The organism is Staphylococcus sp. GDX8P80P, from assembly GCF_017893095.1.
Classification (GTDB): domain Bacteria; phylum Bacillota; class Bacilli; order Staphylococcales; family Staphylococcaceae; genus Staphylococcus; species Staphylococcus borealis.
Genome location: NZ_JAESMI010000023.1, coordinates 1 through 24785, shown reverse-complemented (window position 1 = coordinate 24785; position 24785 = coordinate 1). Strand labels below are relative to the sequence as shown.

20 protein-coding genes are annotated in these 24785 nt (G+C 35.0%); 9 read left to right on the top strand and 11 right to left on the bottom strand.

All coding sequences use genetic code 11. From position 1 onward, the window contains the following. Nucleotides 1–160: 160 nt before the first annotated feature. Nucleotides 161–1987, bottom strand: coding sequence for an APC family permease (locus KA858_RS03325; RefSeq protein WP_210135015.1), 1827 nt, complete (start codon nt 1985–1987; stop codon nt 161–163). A gap of 280 nt (nt 1988–2267) precedes the next feature. Here KA858_RS03325 and KA858_RS03320 point away from each other — a divergent pair, with 280 nt between their 5' ends. Both KA858_RS03320 and yidC read left to right on the top strand, forming a co-directional pair. Beyond that, nucleotides 2268–3761 (top strand): serine hydrolase domain-containing protein, encoded by a 1494-nt coding sequence (locus KA858_RS03320; RefSeq protein ID WP_210135014.1) that lies wholly within the window; start codon nt 2268–2270, stop codon nt 3759–3761. Between the two features lie 98 nt (nt 3762–3859). After that, on the top strand, nt 3860–4693 hold the full coding sequence (yidC, locus tag KA858_RS03315; protein WP_204193492.1) for a membrane protein insertase YidC: 834 nt from the start codon (nt 3860–3862) through the stop codon (nt 4691–4693). A 235-nt stretch (nt 4694–4928) separates the two neighbouring features. Here yidC and KA858_RS03310 read toward each other — a convergent pair whose 3' ends face one another. From KA858_RS03310 to KA858_RS03295, 4 genes are all read right to left on the bottom strand, one after another. Further along, entirely contained in the window at nt 4929–5780 is an 852-nt protein-coding gene (locus KA858_RS03310) for an NAD-dependent epimerase/dehydratase family protein (RefSeq protein ID WP_210135013.1), read from the bottom strand. A 52-nt stretch (nt 5781–5832) separates the two neighbouring features. Further along, nucleotides 5833–6306: a DUF1440 domain-containing protein gene (locus KA858_RS03305; RefSeq protein ID WP_053028733.1), complete on the bottom strand. Its 474-nt coding sequence runs from the start codon at nt 6304–6306 to the stop codon at nt 5833–5835. A 274-nt stretch (nt 6307–6580) separates the two neighbouring features. Continuing rightward, on the bottom strand, nt 6581–7513 hold the full coding sequence (locus KA858_RS03300) for a 2-dehydropantoate 2-reductase (protein ID WP_107629063.1): 933 nt from the start codon (nt 7511–7513) through the stop codon (nt 6581–6583). Between the two features lie 204 nt (nt 7514–7717). Then, nucleotides 7718–9112, bottom strand: a complete 1395-nt coding sequence (locus KA858_RS03295; protein ID WP_053028735.1) for an MFS transporter — start codon at nt 9110–9112, stop codon at nt 7718–7720. 429 nt (nt 9113–9541) lie between these two features. Between KA858_RS03295 and KA858_RS03290 the strand changes: the two genes are divergently transcribed. The 4 genes from KA858_RS03290 to lrgB all read left to right on the top strand — a co-directional run bounded on the left by KA858_RS03290 (nt 9542) and on the right by lrgB (nt 13497). Next, entirely contained in the window at nt 9542–11296 is a 1755-nt protein-coding gene (locus tag KA858_RS03290; RefSeq protein WP_210135012.1) for a sensor histidine kinase, read from the top strand. After that, nucleotides 11297–12064 carry a response regulator transcription factor LytR gene (locus KA858_RS03285; RefSeq protein ID WP_210135011.1) on the top strand — a complete coding sequence of 256 codons (768 nt, stop codon included), beginning with the start codon at nt 11297–11299 and terminating at the stop codon, nt 12062–12064. Between the two features lie 276 nt (nt 12065–12340). Beyond that, nucleotides 12341–12796 (top strand): antiholin-like murein hydrolase modulator LrgA, encoded by a 456-nt coding sequence (lrgA, locus tag KA858_RS03280; protein ID WP_210135010.1) that lies wholly within the window; start codon nt 12341–12343, stop codon nt 12794–12796. Continuing rightward, nucleotides 12796–13497: an antiholin-like protein LrgB gene (lrgB, locus tag KA858_RS03275; RefSeq protein WP_053028739.1), complete on the top strand. Its 702-nt coding sequence runs from the start codon at nt 12796–12798 to the stop codon at nt 13495–13497. The genes lrgA and lrgB overlap by 1 nt, the downstream gene beginning before the upstream one ends. Before the next feature lie 283 nt (nt 13498–13780). On the opposite strand, the gene KA858_RS03270 is transcribed toward lrgB, so the two are convergent. The 4 genes from KA858_RS03270 to KA858_RS03255 are packed head-to-tail and all read right to left on the bottom strand — an operon-like array spanning nt 13781 to nt 17381. Further along, on the bottom strand, nt 13781–14467 hold the full coding sequence (locus KA858_RS03270; RefSeq protein WP_107629068.1) for an ABC transporter permease: 687 nt from the start codon (nt 14465–14467) through the stop codon (nt 13781–13783). After that, on the bottom strand, nt 14467–15414 hold the full coding sequence (locus tag KA858_RS03265; protein WP_210135009.1) for an osmoprotectant ABC transporter substrate-binding protein: 948 nt from the start codon (nt 15412–15414) through the stop codon (nt 14467–14469). The genes KA858_RS03270 and KA858_RS03265 overlap by 1 nt, the downstream gene beginning before the upstream one ends. A gap of 24 nt (nt 15415–15438) precedes the next feature. Beyond that, nucleotides 15439–16074, bottom strand: coding sequence for an ABC transporter permease (locus KA858_RS03260; protein WP_037535693.1), 636 nt, complete (start codon nt 16072–16074; stop codon nt 15439–15441). After that, complete coding sequence (locus KA858_RS03255; protein WP_193838988.1) at nt 16074–17381, bottom strand: betaine/proline/choline family ABC transporter ATP-binding protein; 1308 nt, start codon at nt 17379–17381, stop codon at nt 16074–16076. Before KA858_RS03255 ends, KA858_RS03260 begins: the two co-directional genes overlap by 1 nt. Nucleotides 17382–17811: 430 nt before the next feature. On the opposite strand from KA858_RS03255, the gene KA858_RS03250 reads away from it, so the two are divergent. Further along, a complete protein-coding gene (locus tag KA858_RS03250) occupies nt 17812–18855 on the top strand; it encodes a 2,3-butanediol dehydrogenase (protein ID WP_053028744.1) in 1044 nt (347 codons plus the stop codon). Nucleotides 18856–19029: 174 nt separating this feature from the next. Here KA858_RS03250 and KA858_RS03245 read toward each other — a convergent pair whose 3' ends face one another. Then, nucleotides 19030–19602 (bottom strand): YdeI/OmpD-associated family protein, encoded by a 573-nt coding sequence (locus KA858_RS03245; RefSeq protein ID WP_348634751.1) that lies wholly within the window; start codon nt 19600–19602, stop codon nt 19030–19032. A 212-nt stretch (nt 19603–19814) separates the two neighbouring features. Here KA858_RS03245 and KA858_RS03240 point away from each other — a divergent pair, with 212 nt between their 5' ends. Together KA858_RS03240 and KA858_RS03235 are read left to right on the top strand one after the other, a co-directional pair. After that, nucleotides 19815–21476: an APC family permease gene (locus tag KA858_RS03240; RefSeq protein WP_070854694.1), complete on the top strand. Its 1662-nt coding sequence runs from the start codon at nt 19815–19817 to the stop codon at nt 21474–21476. A gap of 357 nt (nt 21477–21833) precedes the next feature. Further along, complete coding sequence (locus KA858_RS03235) at nt 21834–23186, top strand: carboxylesterase family protein (RefSeq protein ID WP_210135008.1); 1353 nt, start codon at nt 21834–21836, stop codon at nt 23184–23186. Between the two features lie 275 nt (nt 23187–23461). On the opposite strand, the gene KA858_RS03230 is transcribed toward KA858_RS03235, so the two are convergent. After that, nucleotides 23462–24637: an MFS transporter gene (locus tag KA858_RS03230; protein ID WP_210135007.1), complete on the bottom strand. Its 1176-nt coding sequence runs from the start codon at nt 24635–24637 to the stop codon at nt 23462–23464. Nucleotides 24638–24785: the final 148 nt, after the last annotated feature.

Below are 24785 nucleotides of genomic sequence, written 5' to 3'. Positions count from 1 at the left end.
GACATAAATAATATAATGAAGCTATTTTGCAAATTCGCAGTAGCTGACTGAACTGAGAAGGCGCTTAAATCAAGCTTTTCTCAGTTCTAGTCATCCTTGCGGGGGTGGGACGACGAATTTAAAAGAATTCTGTCCCACTCCCTTTCTTATGGTTTTCATCTTATTTATGCAATTTAAACGGTACTGTGGCTAAAATAACATTCTTTTGATAGAACAAATGCATTTTTAATCTAATACTCGTTTGATTGTGTAAGAAATTATGCCAAGATTTTTTTGTAATAAACTGTGGTACCACAACAGTAATGACATAATTTTTATCATTCGCTTTTTTATTAATTTTATCAATAAAGCGTGAGATGGGTCTAATAACACTTCGATATTCCGAATGCAAAATGACTAAACGTACATCTGGAAAGTGACGTTCCCATTTTTCAGCAAAGCATTTATCTGCTTCATCACCAAATGAAACATGCACTGCGATAACATCATCAGCAATCATTTGAGCGTAATATACAGATTTATCAATGGCTGACGTAATCGTACTGACTGGAACAAACGCCAAGTTTTTATCAACGATAGGCATATCTTGTACCATAGCAGTTGATTTCAATTGTTTAGCAATATCTTTGTAATGCCCTTTGATTCGTAAAAATACAATTACAATCAAAGGTAAAAAGATTAATATTGGCCATACATGATTAAATTTAGTGATTAAGAAAATCATAAATACGATAAATGTGATTGTTCCACCTATCGCATTGGCTATCAGTTTACGAGACCAGCCTTTCTCTCTTCCTCTGACCCATTTAAGCACCATACCATATTGTGCTAATGTGAACGGTATAAATACACCTACAGCATAGAGTGGAATCAAGTTCTCAGTTTTACCATCAAAAATAATGATAAGTAAAATTGCCCCTACACCTAAAGTAATAATAGAGTTTGAATAGCCTAATCGATCTCCACGCACACTAAACATACGTGGCATATATTTATCTTTGGCCATACTTGCTGCAAGCATTGGGAATGCAGTAAACCCTGTATTCGCTGCTAAAACTAAAATCATTACTGTTGTTGCTTGAACAAAATAGTAACCGGCATTGTGTCCTAGAATGTTCATAGCTAATTGTGATAGTACAGTTGTTTCCGTTTCAGGCATAACACCATACCAGTAGGCTAAACCGACAATACCTACTAATAGAAATGCCAGGATACTTCCCATTGCGATTAACGTTTTAACCGCATTTTTAGGACCAGGATCTTTGAAATTCGTTACCGCATTAGATATGGCTTCTACACCGGTTAAAGATGAGGCACCTGATGAGAATGCTTTAAGTAACAAGAATAATGTCACACCTGGTACAGCTGTCCCTACTGTTGCATGCATATGTGGCTCAGCTTGGCCAGTTGCAACTTTCCATACACCTACAACAATCATAATTATTAACCCTATAATGAATAAATAAACTGGATATGACAATACTGTAGCCGATTCTGTCAAACCACGTAAATTCATAATTAAAATAAATAGCACGAGTAAACATGCAATCAATACTTTATGATGATATAGCGATGGAAAGGCGGCTACAAACGCATCTGCGCCTGAAGAAATACTTACCGCTACAGTTAATATATAATCAACAAGTAATGAACCTCCTGCTACGAGTCCCCATTTTTCTCCTAAGTTTGTCTTAGAAACCATATACGCCCCGCCACCTTTAGGATAGGCATAAATGACTTGGCGGTAAGATAAGATTAAAGCCGCTAACAGTATTAATACACCACATGCTATTGGTAACGTATACCAAGATGCCACTGCACCAACTACTGCTAGTGTAATCAAAATCTGCTCTGGACCATAAGCTACTGAAGACAATGCATCAGAAGAAAGTATTGCTAAAGCCTTGAAATTACTGATTTTCTCGTTCTTCAAATCGCGATTTCTTTTAGGTTTACCAATTAAAAGTCTTTTAAATTGAGTGAACATAATACTCTTTACCTCTTTATATTCAAATTCAATGGATAAAATATACTCCCATTTTGATGAAAAGTATAGCTATTCCTACAATTTTAATGTTATTTTTTTACTATATTAGTTACATTTTACAGCAATATTTAGTTGAATTTTACCCATTATTTATTTGAAAAATAAATAGCAAACAATCTATGACAGAGATTTAAGAGCAATTTAAACAAAAACTTGCTATACTAATCTCGTTAACATAGTAAATTGTTCACTACTCAAATCATAAAATAGAGGAAATAAAATGAAAAAGATCATACTTTTCAGTAGCATCGTATTAATTGTTATCTTACTTATCTGTTCGATTATAATGAAATGGCACCCGACGTATTCAATGTTCAGTCCTACTTCTCAAGATTATATAGATAACATGGTTAAAAGTGAGATGGACGATGGTCATATACCGGGTGTCTCAGTGTTAATGATTAAAGATAATAAAGTATTACTTAATAAAGGCTACGGCTATGCAAACATCGAAAATAAACATAAAGTAACACCTAATACGCGTTTCGAAATTGCTTCGAATTCCAAGGCAATGACAGGCTACGCTATTATGCAACTTGTCAACGAAGGTAAAATTCAATTAAATGATCACATCAGTCAATACATTCCTAATTTTCATATGACTTATAAAGGAAAAAAGGTAGACATCACCATTAACCAGTTAATTGCTCAAACAAGTGGGATTCCAGGAGATATAACTAATAATGATCGTATTACTAAAAAGACTAATGATTTAGAAGGCATTGTGAAAAGTATTAATGGTCGTTCATTAAACCATCGACCAGGAGAACAATTTGAATATTCGAATATGAACTACAATATTTTGGGGTTAATTGTTCAAAATGTATCTCACTCTCCCTATTCAACTTACATGCGTGAACACATTTTCAACCCTTTAAATATGTCTCATATTTCTACTAAAGAGAATAATCATAAAGGTGCGCATGATGCACAAGGTTACGATATTAAACATCGCACACCCTACGCAGATCACCCAACATTTAACATTGGTGATAACCCGTCAGCTTATTTGATGGCTAGCACGAATGACTTGCAACCTTGGATAAAATTTCAACTTCATCCACCGAAACATTTGAAAGCGTTAGTAGAAGCGACACACAAACCTAAAGTACAAACACATGATGATGATCATTCCAAATATGCAACTGGTTGGTTTGTTACTCGTCAAAATCAAGAGACACTTATCTATCATCCGGGTACACTTGAGAACTACTCATCTTATATTTTTTTAAATCCTAAGAAAGACTATGGCATTGTTATTCTCGCAAATGCTTATTCTGATCACATTCCAACACTTGCGAAACATTTAAATACACAATTAAGCCAGGGCCAACACGTTGACACAATTCAACATGATATTCTTCAGCACCAAATTGTGATTACTGTCATCTCAATTGTTATTTGGATGGCTATTGTAGTCATTTTAATAGGTGTATATCGTCACATCATTCACCACCGCCCAATTCAATTGCGTATCAATCATCGCAATACTCAATATCGCATGTGCTTACTTTCTGTTATCTTTATATTCGTTTTAGGCTTATTACATGTATTACCTTCATTGTTACTCAATGGTTCTGATTGGCAGTTTATAATGTCTTGGCTACCGATATCAGCTAAAATTTGTTTATTAAGTGTTATCACATTATTAACGAGTCTTTATGCTTTCATGCTTTTAAAAATAATAACCGTATCAAAAGCGTCAAAATCATAAAATTGCGATAAACTGCTATGATTAACGAGCGAATATGTTAAGCTAAATGTATTAAAGACTAAGATTATTAAAGACCTCAAGCACATAGGAGATTAGACATGAGAAAAAAATGTTCCTTATTCTTAATGAGTATCGTCATATTATTGGCTGGATGTGACTATTCTCATAAAGAAGATCAACATGGGTTCTTTTATACGATATTTGTTAAGCCAATGGATATGTTACTTCACTTCTTAGGTCGTACATTCCATGAAAATTATGGATTAGCTATTATTATGATTGTGCTTCTCATCCGACTTGTATTAATGCCGTTGATGTTTATCCAAGTAAAGAATATCCACATGATGCGTGGAAAAACGCAAGTCGTTAAACCTGAAATTGAGAAACTACAAGATAAACTTAAGAACGCGGAAACACAAGAAGAACGTACTGCGGCTAATAAGCTATTGATGAAAAAGTACAACGACTATGGTATTAATCCATTCAAAAGCCTTATTGGCACATTACCAATATTAATTCAAATCCCAATCTTATTAGGTTTATACGCATGTATTAAATATCCAACAAGTGGCGGGATTATCGAGCACCCTCACTTTTTATGGTTCAACTTAATGCATACGGATTTAATTATGACCTTTATTGCGGCCTTACTTTATTTCATTCAACCGCTAGTCAATGCCATGCATTATCCAAAGGAAGAACGTCGCACTTATTATGTCATGATGGTGCTATCACCATTATTTATAATATATGCGTCACTACAATCCGCTTCTGCACTAAGTTTATATTGGGCAGTCAGTGCAACATTTTTAATTATTCAAATGCATTTTGCACATAGCCATTATGCAAAAGTGGGTAAAGCAGCAGGTGAACAACTCAAACGACAAATTGAGCAAAAACGTCAAAATAAGACTAACGATGATAAGGCTTAAAGTAATAAAGACGTTCCATCAATACAACAAGCACTGTTCTAAGCTAATTGCAAATTCGCAGTAGCTGACTAGAACTGAGAAGGCGCTTAAATCAAGCTTTTCTCAGTTCTAGTCACCCTTGCGGGCGGGCCCCAACAAAGAGAATTTCACTAAGAAATTCTACAAACAAAGCAAGCTGGGAGTGGACGACGAATTCAAAAGAATTCTGTCCCACTCCCTTGTTTTTACTAATAATTTATTTTAATGGGTGCATGCCATCTTTCCACGTATTATAGATCAATGTACCACCCTGTGCTTTAAACTTGTCATTTTTAATACCGCGTTCAAATGGTTGTGCTGGTTGGATAGTGACTTTAGGATCAACACCAGCTTCTTTCGCATACCATTCTGCAAATTCTGATCCTTTTACTGGCGCGTCATCTGCCACATTATAAATACCATTATCAAAATTCATCGCCTGAATAGATACTTCAACAGCATCATCTAAATGAATAAATGATGTAACACCATCTGATAATGTTACTTCACCGTTTTTAAATTGATTATAAATCATACCGTCTTTACCGTACCATGTCCCTGGTCCGTATAACCATCCAAAGCGAAGTACAACATAGTGATCCATACGTGCCGTTTCTTTTTCTAGTCCAACCACACCGTCTACTGTAATTTTTCTATCTCCATCTGAATGATTGTCTAGTGGTGTTTCTTCAGTCGCAAGACCTTCACCAGGTTCATACATAAAGCCGATACTTTGTGCCACCACTTTTTTAACATCATACTTCAGCGCAGCGTCCGTTAGATTTTTACCACCTTCTACACGTACTTTCGTGTTTGCGGCCATGTCGACATTTTTTAAATCTGTAATTTGATTAATAATAATATCCGGACGGAAGTCACCCACTGCTGCATCGATGGTATCTGCTTTTAAGATATCGCCAATATACGCTTTGGCACCTAATCCTTCTAATTTCGCTTTACCCTTCTCAGATGTTGTAAATCCAGCTACTTCATAGCCTTCTTCAATCAAACGTTGTGTTAAACGTGTTCCAATTAATCCTGTGGCACCTGTAATAAATATTTTAGTCATTTTTATACGCACCTTTCTATTTCTCTTTTTAAAAATGAATAACTTAATGTTACTACTTACTTGAATCTCTAATCATATCGATTGTATTCATCCATACGATATGACCAAACAGCTCTGAAAGTCGTTCCTCATATGGTAAATCTTTAACCTGTGGCGTCAATGACAATTTTGGCAAAAGATATTCATGAAATGCAATATGAATCGCAATGCCAAATAACGAACCTTTTAAAGCTGTAATAGTTGGGAATCGTTCAGCTAATAAGCCATATGCAAACGCGTTTGCTACAGAGAAGCCATAATGAATCCCCATAACTGTTACTGGAATATCGTTGCCGTTATAATGATATGTTGCGTTCTTTATTGAGTCTGGTAATCCTAGCTGATTCAATAATGTCATAGGTGGCGTTTCTTGCTCACGTTCTGGTGTTCTAGGTGGGACAAGCGCTTCCCAACCAATCTTAACTGCACCACTGAGTAATCCACCTACAATCGTTGTAACGATAATACGTTGCGTTGAACGATTCATTCTAATAACAGCTCCTTCACATTCACTTAATCTTCTTCTACCCGTTTACAACTACTTTATAATCATTCATGTTTCAATAAGGATTAAGCGTATCACTTTTTATGACAAAGATATAATGCTTCGATTTAAAAAAGCAAGGTGTGGCACAGGACAATGCTTTAAATTCATCGTCCTACGCTCGTAATCTCGCTTCAAAATATATCCATATTAAATTAACCTCATAACATCGCCTTAATTGTTGACCTATCTATTATCAAACGTATATAACAGCACACTATTCGGCATGTCGTTGTTGCTCTTTCGCATGGACCATATTGGCTACAAATTGGTTAACTGGGGCATCAATATGATTTTCTTTACCTAGTTGAGCTACCGCGCCGTTAATATAATCAATTTCTGTTAGACGATTATTATTAATCAAGTCTTGATACATAGATGGATAATGAGGACCTACCTTCTCATTTAAGTCAATAAGATAATGGTAAACTTCATCACCGTTTAAATGCACACCATCTACCGTTGCAACTTGTACAATTTCTTGCGTTATTTTATAAATAAGTTGTTTCGCATAATCACTCTCATTTAAATTAGATAAGCGACACTCTAAAATTGTACAAAGCGCATTTGCAGTTCCATTGACACAAATCTTCTTCCAAATAGACTGTTGTAAATGCTCACTTTTATGTGGGTTAAGACCTGATTGTGCTAAGAGATCATATACTACGTCAACATTAGCTTGACCTTCAGGTACGAGCGCACCGATTTCAACTGGCCCTGCACCCATTAAATGTGTATGTCCTGGAGACTCTAGGCCGGCAGTCCATGTCGTAACACCACGTACGATACGCGCTTCATTCACATATTGCTTAATTAAACGTTCGTGCTTCAAACCATTCATCGTACAAACCATAATCGTCTTGTCATGAATGTGTGCTTTAATGTGCGTCAACATATCTTGCAACTGCATCGCTTTAGTGAATAAAAAGATAACATCAAATTGTGCATCCTGTGGAATAGCATTATGTGGATACATCGTCATTTTAAGATGATGTGCTTCACCATTAATATCTATATGTAACCCATCTTGTTTGACTGCTGTCGCTTGTGGCTCCCATCCATCGATTAATGTTACATCATACCCTTGGCGATATAACATCGCACCAAATCCGCTTCCTAATGCACCAGAACCTGCAATTGCTATTTTCATAAGTCATGACTCCTTTTTCTAATGATGTTTTTAAAATACTACTTTAGTGATTAAGCGTCAATATCATAAACGCAATATTCGTAATTTTTAGATAATTAATCGTGAATCACATTTCATTTATAAAAACATACCGAACTCAATTTGAGTTCGGTATGTTAATGAAGTATAAACGCTTTAATATATTGATAAAACGAACTGTCACAATTAATTTGTACTAAGTTTCTTCGGTACTAATATCAAGATAACTATAAATGCGGTTAAGGCAATACCAGCATTAAATAACACACCAGCAGCGCCACCTAATTGTAAATTCATGAATGATGCGCCAAATCCAAAGATAGTACTAGACATCGCAACACCAAACGCGTTACCTAAAGATGATGCCATTTTATATAATCCCGATGCCACCCCTACTTTATCGTCAGGTGCTTCCGCAACTGCGGTATCTGTAGAAGGTGTCGCATAAGTACCTAAACCAATACCAAATAATAAGTAACCTATAATACTTGAAATAATATAAGCAATATCTGGTAAGAATGTTAACGATAATAGTAATAGTCCTAAGAATGAGAAACCACTACCTACTAATAACGGCTTTTTAGCACCTAGTTTTTGTAATAATTTCTCACCGACACGAATCATGATAAGCACGGCTACAAGGTACGTGATTGAGATTAATCCTGCTTGTAATGAACTAAAGCCTAATTGACTTTGATAATACGTATTAACAACAATAAGTGTACCACCAGCGACACCGTTTAACATGAAGTTTGATAATGTCGCACCACTATAGCCTTTATTTTTGAAAATATGAAAATCAACAAGTGGATTTTCCGTTTTCAATTCTCTTATGATAAATAAAATACCTGCAACAATAAATACAACGCCAAGTGATAAAATCATTGGTGAGAACAATCCACGATCTGCAGCTTGCGTAACCATTACGTTAACACTTAAAAGTGTGATAACTAATAATATTAAACCAGTCACGTCAAATTTAGCTTTAGTTTCGTTTTCACTAGGTTCAACTTTAGTCTCGGGTGTATGTTTAATTAAGAAAAAGGCTAAAATTGAAAGTGCAATTGAAACAATAAAAATCCACTGCCAACCAATGGTTGAGGCCATAAAGCCACCAAATAATGAACAAATACCACTACCGCCCCAAGAACCTATAGACCAGTAACTTACAGCGCGTTGTCTTTCTTTTCCTATGTAATATTCATTAATGATCGCAAGTGTTGACGGCATAATTAAAGCACCAGATAAACCTTGTAACGCACGACCTACTAATAGTAGCCATGCGACAGGTGCAATGATTAAACACAATGATCCAATAACATTTAATGCTAAGCCGATGTATGTCATTTTCACTCGACCTAATTTGTCTGCAATATCCCCTGCACCTACGATAAATAATCCAGAGAATAATGCTGTTAAACTAATGGCAATATTAATCGTACCCATGTCTGTATTAAATGATGATTGCAACGTTGGTACAACGTTAACTAATGATTGTGCAAATAACCAGAACGTTAGTACGCCAATGATAATACCAATTAGTAATTTATTATCTCCCCTAAATTGTTTTGAAGACTCCATCTCGAAAAATTCCTCCTAAATTACCCTAAAACTAATCTACTCAAGTGGATTTACCTCATCGTAAATCATTTCTTTGAGTGTCATATATTTTATGTAGCACTATTTAATAAGTTCCCTATTCCTATAATTTATTAACATGCGTATCCTGCCTTACATCATCTGACGTTCGCTTATGAAAGATACAACACTCACTTAAGAAATTAGTTTATATTGAAAACCTTATCATAATTAAGAAGAAATGACTTAATAAAATACTCTAATTTTTTCAATAATTATTTTTCACAACATACTCAAAAGCGCAATAAACCAATTATTAGATACCTATAAATTATAACTTTTAATTTTAAACTATTAAGTTAAAATTATCCATATTATAATTAAAGAAAGAACAAGTATTTTAACTGAAACTACAATGAATAGGTGCTTACAATGTTTAATTTATTTATATTATTGCTTGAACGTGTAGGGTTAATTATTATTATTGCTTATATATTAATGAATATTAATCACTTTAAAACGATGATGGGCGAACGCGACAAATTACGTTCTCAATGGCAATTGACTATATTATTCGTCCTATTTGCTATCACTTCAAATTTCACTGGCATTGAAATTGAAAATGGACATATTGTATCTAGTAATATTTATTACCACCTTAACGACGATGCTTCTATGGCAAATACACGTGTATTAACAATTGGGATGTCAGGTTTAATTGGTGGTCCTTTCGTAGCAATTATTGTCGGTATTGTATCAGGGCTATTTCGCCTTTATATCGGTGGTGCAAATGCGTATACCTACCTTATTTCATCTATCATTATCGCACTCATATCGGGATTTTATGGTTACCGTACGATGCGTCGTTATACTTATCCAACTGTCTTAATGGGTGCTTTAATTGGCGCATTAAACGAAGCCATTCAAATGGCATGTATTCTGATTTTTGCCAATGATACAACTGCTGCATGGTCGCTTGTTCAATTTATTGCATTACCTATGATTTTGATTAACAGTATTGGAACAGCTATCTTCTTATCCATTATCCTTTCAACATTGAAGCAAGAAGAGCAAACACGTGCGATTCAAACCCATGATGTCTTTGAAATAGCCAATAAAACATTACCTTATTTCAGATCCGGTTTAACGGCACAGTCTGCACGTCCAGTTGCTGAAATTATTCTGAAATTAATGAATGTATCGGCAGTCGCCATCACAAATAGAAAAGATATTTTAACACATGTTGGTGCCGCCAGTGACCATCACGTTGCTAAAAAGGCCATTATTACCGATTTATCTAAGGAAGTTATCCAAACAGGACAATTAAAAGAAGCTCATTCCAAAGAAGAAATCGGATGCCATAACCCGAATTGTGCTTTAGAATCTGCGATCGTTATCCCTTTAATGACCAACCAAGAAGTCGTTGGAACATTAAAATTTTATTTCACTAATGAATATGACAACACGACATCAACGAAACAACTGGCACGTGGTTTAGCTGACATCTTTTCAAGTCAATTAGAATTGGGGCAAGCGGAAATGCAGAGTAAACTATTAAAAGATGCTGAAATCAAGTCGCTACAAGCACAAGTTAATCCCCACTTCTTCTTTAATGCGATTAATACGATTTCAGCACTCGTACGTATTGATAGTGAAAAGGCTAGAAAGTTATTATTACAATTGAGTCAATTCTTTAGATCCAATCTACAAGGCGCTCGTAATAACACCATTACATTAGATAAAGAGTTACAACAAGTAGAGGCCTATTTAGCATTAGAACAAGCTCGATTCCCTGATCGCTTTACGATTAAATATCACATTGATGCAGCTTGTCATCATGTGCTTATCCCACCTTTCATTATTCAAATCTTGGTTGAAAATGCGATTAAGCATGCCTTTAAACATCGCCGAAAAGATAACATCATTGATGTGCATGCACACTATGATGACGACGTATTAACATTAATGGTTCGTGATAATGGTAATGGAATTGAAGATCATAAGTTACCATTAATCGGACAAATGAGTGTTGACTCAGAGACAGGAACAGGAAGTGCCTTAGAAAATTTAAACAGACGTTTAATTGGATTGTACGGTACAACAGCAGGATTACAGTTTGATTCAACCGAACTAGGAACCACGGTAAGTTGCCATATACCAACACATGTCATAAAGGAGGATATTTAAGTGAAGACGTTAATTGTTGATGATGAACCATTAGCTCGCAATGAGCTTCATTATTTACTCAATGAAATCTCAGGATTTAACGTTATTGATGAGGCAGAAAATATTGAAGAAACATTAGAAAAACTTTTATCTGAAACCTATGATTTAGTCTTTTTAGATATTAATCTTATGGATGAAAGTGGTATTGATTTAGCACAAAAAATCAAAAAAATGAAACATCCCCCACAAATTATTTTCGCAACAGCACATGACACATTCGCAGTTAAAGCCTTTGAACTTGATGCAATAGATTATATCCTTAAACCGTTTGAACTCGAGCGTATCGAACAAGCAGTAAATAAAGTTAAGCAGGCGTCGTCCAATAAACAAGGAGTTAGTCAAACAACGATCGAATCTCCAACACCATCGTTGCAAACGGATGACAGTCATAATGGTGATCAGACGGTATTACCCATCGAAATGAACGAACGCATCTACGTGATTCGAATCGATGACATCACAGCCGTTTCTGTCAACAATGGTATCACAACCATTAATACAACACAGCGCACGTATCAAACAACTGAACCATTAAATTACTATGAAAAGAAATTGCCAAGTCATCTATTTATTAAAATTCATCGCGCCACTATCATTAATAAAATGCATATTGATAGTGTTGAGCATTGGTTCAATTATACTTATCAAGTCACTATGTCATCAGGCGATAAGTTTCAAGTCAGTCGTTCATTTATGAAGACCTTTAAACATGAAATAGGACTTGCCTAATATAAATTTAAAATATCCATTATTAAACATATTCATAGCATTAGTATTTAATCTGATGAAGTCAAGATGACGTTCTAGGTCTTACTTCATCCATGGTTAAATACTTTTTTTATTGTTTGAATCACATACATTTATTGTTGATTCATTCTTTTGATTTTCAAGTTGAATATGATGCAACTCACATACGAATTTTTGCAAGTCACTGCCAAAAGACACAAAAGTAAACGTTTTCATAATATCCTGTTTGTAAGGGAAAGAGAAAGGGAGCGTTAAAATATGGCAAATGAACAATCACAAAGTAATGCACGCAAAAGTAATCATAAGTTGACGAAAACGTATAATTTCTTTCAGCAAGCATTAACCATTGCTATCGTATTATTTATTTCGAAAATCATTGAAAGTTTCATACCATTTCCAATGCCAGCATCAGTTATAGGACTTGTTTTACTATTCATCCTATTATGCACTGGTATTGTTAAACTAGACCAAGTTGAAGATGTGGGTACAGCATTAACGAATAGCATTAGCTTCTTATTCGTGCCGGCTGGAATTTCTGTTATCAATTCTTTACCAATACTAAGCCAACATCCAATTTTAATATTATTATTAATCATTATTTCAACATTATTATTACTAATATGTATCGGATTTGTATCACAATTATTCGTAACAAAAACATTGTTCCCATCTAAAGAACAAAACGAACAAACTAAACTTGGGGAGGGTAACTAATGGTAGAGCATTTAGGTATAACAACACCTTATTTTGGTATCTTAGTTTCATTAATACCATTTGTTATTGCACAATATTTTTATAAAAAAACGAATGGTTTCTTCTTATTAGCACCGCTATTCGTAGCTATGGTTGCGGGAATTGTATTCTTAAAAGTAACAGGCATTAGTTATGAACATTATAAAATTGGTGGGGATATTATTAACTTCTTCTTAGAACCAGCAACCATTAGTTTTGCTATCCCTTTATATAAAAAACGTGATGTCCTCAAAAAATATTGGTTACAAATTTTTGGTGGAATCGCAATTGGTACGTTAATCGCATTAATTTTAATATACTTAGTAGCTACTGTATTCCGTTTAGGAGATCAAATCAGTGCTTCAATGTTACCACAGGCTGCTACAACAGCCATTGCCCTTCCAGTATCTGAAGGTATTGGTGGTGTCAAAGAGCTAACATCATTAGCAGTCATCCTTAATGCGGTTGTCATTTCTGCATTAGGTACTAAAATTGTTAAGTGGTTTAAAATATCAAATCCAATCGCACGTGGCTTAGCACTTGGTACAAGTGGTCACACATTGGGTGTAGCTGCAGCTAAAGAACTTGGTGAAACTGAAGAGTCTATGGGCAGTATTGCCGTAGTTATCGTTGGTGTCATTATCGTTGTCATCGTTCCACCATTAGCGTCAATCTTATTCTAGATATAAAGAAAGCCTGGGACAAAAATTGATGTCTCAGGCTTTCTTTATATCTTGACAGTAGTTGACTGAATTAAAAATGCACTTGTAACAAGCTTTTTTTAATTCTAGTCAACCTTGCCGGGGTGGTACAACGAAATAAATTTTGAAAAATTTTATTTCTGTTCCACTCCCTTTTCTGTTTATTCCAAATTACTATTGCGAACTCACTTATTCCGTGTTCACACACTTACGTCAATACTTCTAATGATTGAAATCAAAGTATTACTGTATGTGGTGAGCATCATTAATTGATACTTTGTACTTGATTCTCGCGTTTTTTATTTTTATTCGTTGGATCAAGTTTCTTTTCTAAGAAACGTAATCCTAGATCGATAATAATCGCGATTAATGCTATTGGAATGGCACCTGCAAGGATATATACAGTACCGTCAGTAGAGTTTGTACCACGGATGATGATATCTCCTAATGTTGATGCCCCAATAAATGAGCCAATGGCCACAATACCTATCGCTACTACTAGAGCAATACGAATACCGCCGATAATAACGGATAAGGACAATGGCAACTCAATCATGCGCATAACCTGATTTTTAGTCATACCCATGCCTTTACCTGCATCTTTAATATTGTAGTCCACTTCAGTGATACCTGTGTACGTATTCTTAATAATCGGAAGTAACGCATATAAGAATACTGCAAACACTACTGTGTTAGGTCCTAATCCAAGCGCCAACATGAGTATTGCTAACATTGCAATTGCTGGTACAGTTTGAATAATATTCGCAATAGTAATGATAGGCCATGACAATTTCGTATATCTTGAAATTAAAATCCCTATCGGAATACCAATAATACAAGCAAATAAAACACCATAAATAGACATTAATAAATGCTTGAAAAAGAGTTCCATGAGATAGCCAAAGTTCAAGGTATAGTATTCATAAAGCGAGCTTAACAAGTTACCTTTCATTATTTTTGACCACCTTTCTTACTATCATCTTCAAAATAGTTATGTTTTTTCACATATTCTTCTGCAATAACGGCTGGTTCTTTCCCTTTGCCATCCGCTTCATAATTTAGTTTTTGCATTTCTTTCGTACTAATTTGTCCCTGTAATTTTTTCAATGCTTTATCAATTTCAGGATGATCTTTAATCAATTTTTCAGTTGCCAATGGACTTCCATCATAAGGTGGGAAGAATTTACGATCGTCTTTTAAAATTTTTAAATCATACGCCGCAATACGTCCATCTGTTGAATAACCAACTGCCACGTCTAATTTTTTATTTTTTAACGCATCGTACACTAAACCAATTTGCATTGGACGCGCACTCGCAAATTTGAATCCATATTCTTTTTGGAAAGCTGGGTAGCCATCGCCAGCACGGTTCATCCATTGTGTATCCATACCTAGACGTAAGTCATCTTTATATTTTTCTAAGTCAGATACTTTTTCTAAATTGTATTTCTCAGCAACGTCTTTGGTCACCATAAATGCATACGTATTTTCAAATCCAAATGAGTCATAATATTTTTGATTGTATTTTTCTTTAAATAATCTTTGTGACTCTGACATTGCTTTTTTCGTATCTTTGGTTGGTGGTGCATCCAGTACACTTGTTAATTCAGTACCTGTATATCGAACTGAAGACATATTCACATCTCCACGTTGTAAGGCATTATGTTGAATAATACTTGATCCTAAGTTACCAACAATTGTAGGTTTAATTTTGCCGTTTGTATAATGTTCTATCATTAACTTTTCAATGTTTGCCATAATTTTCGTTTCACTTGTTTCTGTGGCAGTAATTTTCACACTATCTTTCCCGTCACCATCGCCTAATCCTGATAAGCTACATCCAGATAATACGATGAGAGACATTGCAAGAAGTATGAAAGTCAATTTAAGCTTTTTCATAATTTTAAAATCCTCCCTTTGTATTTATCTAGATACTTTTAACCCTTTAGGCACAGCCCACTTTTCAATTAAAGAAAGTATGAAATCTACAAGTAATGCGAGACATGTTACTAGAATGGCAGCACTTATAATCATTGGCGGTTGATATAAATTCAAGCCGTTAAAGACTAAATCACCTAGTCCACCTGCACCAACATAACTTGCTAATGTTGCCCAACTAATAACGTAAACACTAGATAAACGTATCCCACTAATGATAAGTGGTAAGGCTAAAGGTAATTCAACATCTTTCATTAACTGCATCTTCGTCATACCCATACTTGTTCCAGCTTGTATGATATTCTTATCAATATTTTGTACACCTAGGACAGTGTTATTTAAAATGGGTAATAATACATAAATGAATAATGCGACAATCGCTGGCGTCTTACCTACACCAAAGATTGGAATCATAATGGCTAATACGGCTAACGTCGGTATTGTTTGAAGCACACCCGCAATCGTTAACACTACATTTGCAGTACGCTTAGTCTTAGATAATAGAATGCCTAATGGTACCGCAACTACAATCGCAATTAACAGCGCGATGATAGATATGTAGAAGTGTTCAATCGTTTTTGATACGAGTTGGCTTCCATATTCTTGGAAAAATTGGCGCATTAGCGATCAACTCCTGATTGGTCAGAATCCTTCACATCATGTGTGTCTAATCTGTCTGTGACATCTTGCTGTTTAGACGTCGCGTCATGAGGTCTTTCTTGTGCTTGTTCTTTTTTATTGATATTTCCTAACTCATTTTCACGTTCAACGGCATTCATATGTGTATCAGATAAAATCATCTCGTCATCTTGTTCACCCCAAATAGAGTCATAAACAATGTCAACGAGATTTGCACGTGTAATCAGACCAATGAGTGCATTATCATTATCTACAACCGGTACGTTTCTTACATTTCGTTTAAGTATCGTACGTACAGAGTCTTGTAATTTAGAATCAATATGTACTTTATAAACATCACGCTGCATCGTATCAATTAATTCTTTACGTTGGCGTAAGCCTTGATTGATATCTTCAATATCTAAAAATCCAAGTAAATGTTGATGGTTATTTACAACAAATATCGTATCTACACGTCTCTGTCTCATAATATTGACCGCATCATTCAATGTGTCATTTGCGTTAACAGTGACTGGTTTAATCATTGCATCTTCAACGGTTCTCATATTTGGACGATCTTGAATTAATCTATTTTGACCAATAAATTCTTTTACGAAATCATTCGCTGGATTTCTAAGAATATTATCTGGTGTATCGTACTGCACAACTTTCCCTTTAGACATAATACAAATTCGGTCTGCGAGTTTAATTGCTTCGTCCATATCATGTGTAACGAAGATAAATGTTTTTCCTAACTTTTTCTGAAGGTCTTTAACTAAATCTTGTAACGTATCTCTAGTAATCGGATCTAATGCACCAAAAGGCTCGTCCATTAAGATGATATCTTGTTCAGCGGCTAATGCACGCACAACACCAATACGTTGTTGTTGACCACCTGATAACTCAGATGGATAGCGATCTAAATAATCTTCAGGTAAATCTACAAGTTTAATTAACTCTTTCGCTTTAGCATCTTTCTTTTCTTTAGACCATTTAAGCAACTTTGGTACTAACACGATATTTTCTCGTATAGTCATATGTGGCATCAATCCAATTTGTTGAATCACATACCCAATGCTACGACGTAATTCAACTGGATTCATATTTCGAACATTCTTGCCATTCATTTCAATTGTCCCATCAGTAGCTTCAATCATTCTATTGATCATTCGTAAAGCAGTCGTTTTCCCACTACCACTTGTCCCAATAAACGCAATAAATTCACCTGATTCAATATCTAATGAAATATTATCTACAGCTTTTTTATTGCCAGCATAAATCTTTGTTAAGTTCTTAATACTTAGCGTCATTAGATTGCTCCTCCCTATTGTTGCAAGATAAAAAAGCTCAAAATACAAAAGGCCAGTAGTCCCATTGTTAAACAAATACGTAATAAGTTAAACAAGAGCCACACGGCCTTTGCTTCATAAAATTTTAATAAATTCAATTGGAATATCATTCGAGCGTTTTCCATCTTTAATTTTTATATACCCTATATAATTTTTTGAAACATTTTTTATATAAAATGATTAAAAATGTTCACAATTGCAATTTTTTAAGTTTTATTCAAGCGTGATTGTGATAAAAAATATTTAAAAATAAAGTTGCCTACAATAAAATTCATCAAATTGTCATATTTATTCAAATAAATCATTTAAAGCTGGATTCAAAATTGCATTCTAATATCAATAGTATTAGTCTATAGGTGTAATAAGTATTTATTGAAGGGATGTTGTAATAATGAAAGCAGCAGTATGGTATGGTCAAAAAGATGTTCGCGTGGAAGATCGTGAACCTAAGCAATTAAAAGACAACGAAGTAAAAGTAAAAGTATCATGGGCCGGCATTTGCGGAACTGATTTACATGAATACTTAGAAGGACCAGTCTTCATCTCTACAGATAAACCTGATCCACTACTTGGACAAAAAGCACCTGTTACTTTAGGACATGAGTTCTCAGGCGTTGTTGAAGAAGTTGGTAAAGACGTTACAAAATATAAAAAAGGCGATCGCGTCGTTGTTAACCCAACTGTATCTAAACATGAGAAAGATGAAAGCGTTGATTTATATGACGGCTATTCATTTATCGGTTTAGGTTCTGACGGTGGCTTTGCTGAATTTACAAATGCACCAGAAGAGAATGTCTATGCATTACCTGAAAGCGTATCAGATAAAGAAGGTGCATTAGTTGAACCAACAGCCGTTGCGGTTCAAGCAGTTAAAGAAGGTAAATTATTATTTGGAGATACAGTTGCAGTATTTGGCGCTGGCCCAATTGGTTTATTAACAATTGTTGCAGCTAAAGCAGCTGGAGCAAGTAAAATCTTTGTATTTGATTTATCTGAAGAACGCCTAGCGAAAGCGAAAGAAGTCGGTGCGACTCACGTAGTCAATTCTGGTAACACAAATCCTGTAGACTTTATTAATGAACATACTGACAACGGTGTAGATGTAACATTTGAAGTTGCTGGTGTTGGTGTAACATTATCTCAATCAATTCAAGTAACACGTCCAAGAGGTACTGTTGTTATCGTATCAATCTTTGCACATGCAGTTGATTTCGACCCAATGTTATTAACTAACTCAGGTGTTCAATTGACATCTACAATTGCTTACTCACCTACGACATTCCAACAAACAATTGATTTAATTGCGAACGGAAGCTTAGACGTTAAGAGCGTCGTAACAGATGAAATCGAATTAGAACATATTGTTCAATCAGGATTCGAACAATTAGTAAATGATAAATCACAAGCTAAAATTTTAGTTAAATTAAATGGCTAATTGAAGAGAAATCGGGACATAAGTGTTGAGGATTTGAGCAGAACCGAATGACGAGTAAAATTTTTTCAAATTTTGTCGAATCGTGAGTGTCTCTGCCGATAATCCTACTTTTTAAGACGTCGTTTGACGGTAATCTTAAAACACATTATGTCCCGATCTTTTTTTATTCTCTTTTTATTTATCGTACATGCCTTTACCTTCAAGAATATGGTCGATATACTTTTCAACTCTATTTTGTCTTGTTTGGCTACGTTTCGCTTGTGAAATGTGATACATGTACTGGTGTTGTCTGCCAGGTGTTAATTGATAAAATGCCTCTTCTAATTTTGGATCATCATTAAATGCTTGTTGTAATTCTTCAGGCATTTCATAGTCTTCTGTCTTCTTCATTTCAACTTTCTTGCCCGCTTTTTCTGTTTTAATGGCTTCATCAATATAATATAAAATTTCGTCTCGACGCAGTTTAATCTCATCTAATGTTTCAAAACGTAATTGTCTTGCTGCTTGAACACGCTCTGTTTGCTGAATTAACGATTTATATTTATCTTCTAAAATTGCACCTTTATGAAACAATAAGGCTACATAATGCTTAAAACCATGGATCGTAATAACATTTTTATCATTAATTGTATAAGTCGGATGCATCCATTTATATGTTTCTTCTAATTCTGACTCATTAAAGATTAAATTTCTTAAATATTGATAAGCTTCTTGCCACTGACTCTCCTTTTCAAGAAAAGCTAACACCTATTTATCGGATTGTTTCTCTGACACTTTAGTCACCCCATATCGTTAGTTTGATAACAATACAATCATTATATTATTTAAGTCAATCAATAACTATTTATAACACAATCATTTGTAAATTTACAAAATCATAAATTGACTAATGAAATGATAAGCGTATAATTATAACGTATCATTTTTGATGAATATTAAAATAACATAAAGGAGTATTTATGGGACAAAATAATAACGAAGGTAAAATCAATCTGGTCCAACTTGTTTTGTTAGGATTAGGAAGTTTAATTGGTTCAGGCTGGTTATTTGGTGCATGGGAAGCTTCTTCTGCAGCTGGTCCTGCAGCCATATTATCTTGGATTATCGGGTTTATCGTTATAGGAACGATTTCTTATAACTATATCGAAATAGGAACAATGTTCCCTCAATCTGGTGGTATGAGTAACTATGCTCAATATTCACACGGCTCATTGCTAGGCTTTATTGCCGCATGGGCAAACTGGGTATCATTAGTTACAATCATTCCTATTGAAGCTGTGTCTGCTGTTCAATATATCAGTTCATGGCCATGGGATTGGGCGAAACCAACTTCTGCATTAATGCATAATGGCTCAATTAGTACGACAGGTTTATTCGCCGTGTACGTCATTATCATTATTTTTTCATTATTAAACTATTGGTCTGTTAAATTATTAACATCATTCACAAGTTTAATTTCGTTCTTCAAATTAGGTGTACCGTTATTAACAATTATTATGTTAATGCTTTCAGGTTTCGACACAAGCAATTACGGTTCTTCTATAGGCGAATTTATGCCGTATGGTAGTGCACCTATCTTTGCAGCAACAACAACATCAGGGATTATCTTCTCATTTAATGCATTCCAAACCATCATTAATATGGGATCAGAAATTAAGAACCCTGAAAAGAATATTGCACGTGGTATTGCCATTTCTTTAACATTAAGTGCCATTTTGTACATCATACTACAAAGCACATTTATTACATCAATGCCACAATCAATGATTAGCGAACACGGTTGGAGTGGTATTAACTTCAATTCACCATTCGCAGATATGGCAATCCTATTAGGCATTAACTGGTTAGCGATCTTGCTATACATCGAAGCAGTTGTGTCACCATTCGGAACTGGCGTATCATTCGTTGCGATTACTGGTCGTGTATTAAACGCGATGGAACGTAATGGTCATATTCCTAAATTCTTAGGTAAAATTAACACAACGTATAATATTCCACGAGTAGCTATCGTATTTAATGCCATCATCAGTATGGTCATGGTTACATTATTCCGTGATTGGGGCGTACTTGCTGCCGTTATTTCAACAGCAACATTAGTCGCTTACTTAACAGGTCCAACAACCGTCATGTCATTACGTGAAATGGGACCTAAATTGCATCGTCCATTCCGAGGCGCTATGTTAAAAGTGATGGCACCATTATCCTTTGTACTTGCGTCATTAGCCATTTATTGGGCAATGTGGCCAACAACTGCCGAAGTTATTTTCATCATTATTTTAGGATTACCAATTTATTTCTTCTATGAATATAAAATGAATTGGAAAAACACTAAAAAACAAATCGGCGGTAGTATGTGGATTATCGTATACTTAATCCTATTGGCTTGTATGTCATTTATCGGTAGTAAAGAGTTTAAAGGTATGAACTTTATTCATTATCCTTATGATTTCTTAGTTATTATCGTGTTAGCACTTGTCTTTTATAGAATTGGTATTACAAGCCACTTCAAGAGTGTTTATTATAAACGCGCTAAGAAAATCAATAAACAAATGAAAGAAGATACAATGGAAGCTGAACAACAAGAAGCTGATAGAAAAGAAGCTGAACAACAGAATAATTAATCTGACCATGTCCGGAACATAGCGTTCCTGGATAAGTAAAAAAGACATTTTCTATTGAAATAATATAGAAGTTGAGTCATGCTACAATGTTTATATATAAGGCACCTCGTTAATTTAGTTTAGTAATGTTTATTAAATTACACGAGAGTGTCTTATTTTTTTAGTACTCCATTGTAAATAAAGAAGCCAGTAAATGAATTTGTTAAAACGCATTTACTGGCTATTTCTATACGAATGGTGCCCCAGACGCTTTTTAATATGATATAGCACAAATTTTAATTTCATTATCCCAATCTGTTTTTACATTCTTACGTCATGGTATAGTTAAATTAATTCATAAGTGTAGGTGATGATTTAGTGGTAACGATTAATACAACAACTGGTTCTTTTCAAGGGATAACACATCATAATATAGAACAATTTCTAGGTATTCCTTATGCACAGCCGCCGATTGGTAATCGCCGTTTCAAACATGCTAGCCCACGATATAGCTATGATACGTTAGTTGATGCAACGCGCTTTAGAGCCATCCCACCACAACCGTACAATAAGTTAGAAACATTCTTTTCATCTAAGCAACATACATTCAAACAGGATGAAGATTGTTTATATTTAAATATTTGGCGTCAATCGTCTGGTAAATCTAAGAAACCTGTTATCATTTATTTTTATGGTGGTGGCTTTGTAAATGGTCATGGTTCGGCCGAATTATATACGCCAGAACATATTGTTGCCCAACATGATGTCATTGTAATTACGTTTAACTATCGATTAGGTGCATTAGGCTTTCTGGATTGGTCTTATTTTAATCCGCAGTATGATAAAAATAACGGCCTATCTGATCAGATTGCGTTATTAAAATGGGTTGCACACTTTATTGAATACTTTGATGGCGATCCTAACAATGTCACATTATGCGGACAATCCGCAGGCAGTATGAGTATTCAAGCTTTAATGCAGCAACCGCAAATGGATCACTATTACCACCAAGTCATGTTATTAAGTGGCGTATTACAGCTAGATTCCGTAGAAACAGGTGTGCACAAAGCTAAACACTTCGATGCCTTAATTCAACAGCACTTTTCCGGAAAAAGCATATACGATTTAGACACGCACGCATTGCTACAGTTAATGGCATATGATGAACAAGCACGTGGCAAATCCAAAGGCTTAGAATTAATATATCAACCGATTAACGAGACAACGATGTGCCGTCCACTTGCTCAGTTTAATAAACCTGTTGTGTTAGGCTATACAAAGGATGAAGGTGATTGTTATATCCGTAATGAATCACGTAAACTTGAGCCACAGCGTTTTGTGAATGTGATGAAATTGAATCATATCAACGTTGATTTTAATCATGTTCAAACGGGTCAACAACAAGCTGAAGTTGTGACAGCGTTATATTTTAAAAAACCGACACTTAACTTGTTACACCAAATGCGTGAGAATCCGCATCGTTGGTTATTACGATTTGATTGGGCTCGACCTGAATATGTTGATTTCGCAAGTGCCTATCATATTTTAGACGTCGTCTTTTGGTTTGGTAAGATGGCTATACTTAAGGCGCATAACATCAAATTGCACACTTCTGATATCGAATTAAGCAAACGTATGATAAATGACATCGTTCATTATGCCACAACAGGTACCATGCCCTACGCACCCTATTCAATCGATCACACAGAACCACACATATACAATAATTAAAAAAGGAGAGGGAGTGGGACAGAATTCTTAATAAATTCGTTGTCCCACCCCCGCAAGGATGACTAGAACTGAGAAAAGCTTGAATTAAGCGCCTTCTCAGTTCAGTCAGCTACTGCGAATTTGCAAAATAGCTTCATTATATTATTTTTGTCCTGGACTCGCTCCCAGCTTGCTTAAAATGTCTTCTTAGTTCAGTCAGCTATTGTGAATTCACAAAGTAGCATTATCTTATTATTTATGTCTCAGCCTCTTCCCTATTCAATCATAAGATACGCTTAGTTTTTGGCATAATGAACATTTTTCAATGTAAGCACGATGATAAGTCCTAGTAAGCCAATAAAGGCACTGACAAATGTGACCGCTTCAACATTCGTATTTGATACAACAAGGCCACCGATAATACCACCTATACCAATACCTGCATTGAGACAAGACATATTCCAACTCATCACTTGACTTGTGTCACCTTCAACATGTTCGATGATACCACTTTGTATTGCTGGATTGGTACTCCATTGTACGATATTCCAAATAAAGAGCGCTACGAGTAATAACACCGTTGTTGACAATACTAAATTAATGGCAAGCATCACTACAATAAACACAGTAAACGCAATGATTAACCAACGTTTACTTGTTAATTTATCAGCGAGTACACCACCCATTGATGTACCAACAACACCGGCAACACCATTAACGAGTAGCGCTAATGATACATAGCCCATGGTATGACCATTTTCCAAAATAAGTGGATTGATAAATACAAATGTCACTGAATTGGCAATTAAAATAAGTAATGTAATCGCTAGAAACTTAACGATTTCAATTGGTCGAACAATATGAGATGTGACTTGATTATCTTCAGAAACGTTATTATACATTCGATTGGCTTGATTAAGTTCTGTAGTTGTAGGAAGATATTTCAACATTAATAAGCCGGCAATAAGACTGATAACAATAATAAATACGAACGTAAAACGCCAGCCAACCCAGTCACCAATCATCGTACCAATTGGCACACCAAAGACATTGGCCCCACTAAATCCAGTATAAACTACGCCAATCATCTTACCTCTATTCTTAGGTATTGTCAGCATAGCCGTTAATGCTAAGACTTTAACGATAATTAAGGATGCTGCAGCTGAAGATAATATTCGTCCAATGACTAGAATCGTAAAGTTAGGTGCAATGGCGATAATACCATTCCCTACGACAAAGGCCACTAAAGTCCACAAAAGAACGGGACGTGCAGGAAATCGATTCGTTAATTTAACCAGTATAGGTCCACATATGGCGAAGGTTAATGCGTAAAGTGTAACCAGTTGCCCGATAATCGCTTCTGAAACACCTAAGTCATCGCTCATTAAATTCATAATTCCAGCGACCATCATTTCAACCATACCCACAATAAACACACTAATGATAAATGTCGCTATACGCATGACAGACATATTTCTTTCTCCTTTCATTTCATTATTTCTACATGACGAATTGTAATATTAAGTGCAACACTAATAAAATTTCATAAAAAAGGCCCATGATTGGCACTTTATTGTAAGATGTTAATAACCACAAAAACACATACAAGGGGTGCCAATA

Bases quoted from the DNA above. Each gene is read 5' to 3' on its own strand.
- KA858_RS03325 (WP_210135015.1), bottom strand. From the start codon at position 1,987: ATGTTCACTCAATTTAAAAGACTTTTAATTGGTAAACCTAAAAGAAAT.
- KA858_RS03320 (WP_210135014.1), top strand. From the start codon at position 2,268: ATGAAAAAGATCATACTTTTCAGTAGCATCGTATTAATTGTTATCTTA.
- yidC (WP_204193492.1), top strand. From the start codon at position 3,860: ATGAGAAAAAAATGTTCCTTATTCTTAATGAGTATCGTCATATTATTG.
- KA858_RS03310 (WP_210135013.1), bottom strand. From the start codon at position 5,780: ATGACTAAAATATTTATTACAGGTGCCACAGGATTAATTGGAACACGT.
- KA858_RS03305 (WP_053028733.1), bottom strand. From the start codon at position 6,306: ATGAATCGTTCAACGCAACGTATTATCGTTACAACGATTGTAGGTGGA.
- KA858_RS03300 (WP_107629063.1), bottom strand. From the start codon at position 7,513: ATGAAAATAGCAATTGCAGGTTCTGGTGCATTAGGAAGCGGATTTGGT.
- KA858_RS03295 (WP_053028735.1), bottom strand. From the start codon at position 9,112: ATGGAGTCTTCAAAACAATTTAGGGGAGATAATAAATTACTAATTGGT.
- KA858_RS03290 (WP_210135012.1), top strand. From the start codon at position 9,542: ATGTTTAATTTATTTATATTATTGCTTGAACGTGTAGGGTTAATTATT.
- lrgA (WP_210135010.1), top strand. From the start codon at position 12,341: ATGGCAAATGAACAATCACAAAGTAATGCACGCAAAAGTAATCATAAG.
- lrgB (WP_053028739.1), top strand. From the start codon at position 12,796: ATGGTAGAGCATTTAGGTATAACAACACCTTATTTTGGTATCTTAGTT.
- KA858_RS03270 (WP_107629068.1), bottom strand. From the start codon at position 14,467: ATGAAAGGTAACTTGTTAAGCTCGCTTTATGAATACTATACCTTGAAC.
- KA858_RS03265 (WP_210135009.1), bottom strand. From the start codon at position 15,414: ATGAAAAAGCTTAAATTGACTTTCATACTTCTTGCAATGTCTCTCATC.
- KA858_RS03260 (WP_037535693.1), bottom strand. From the start codon at position 16,074: ATGCGCCAATTTTTCCAAGAATATGGAAGCCAACTCGTATCAAAAACG.
- KA858_RS03255 (WP_193838988.1), bottom strand. From the start codon at position 17,381: ATGACGCTAAGTATTAAGAACTTAACAAAGATTTATGCTGGCAATAAA.
- KA858_RS03250 (WP_053028744.1), top strand. From the start codon at position 17,812: ATGAAAGCAGCAGTATGGTATGGTCAAAAAGATGTTCGCGTGGAAGAT.
- KA858_RS03240 (WP_070854694.1), top strand. From the start codon at position 19,815: ATGGGACAAAATAATAACGAAGGTAAAATCAATCTGGTCCAACTTGTT.
- KA858_RS03230 (WP_210135007.1), bottom strand. From the start codon at position 24,637: ATGTCTGTCATGCGTATAGCGACATTTATCATTAGTGTGTTTATTGTG.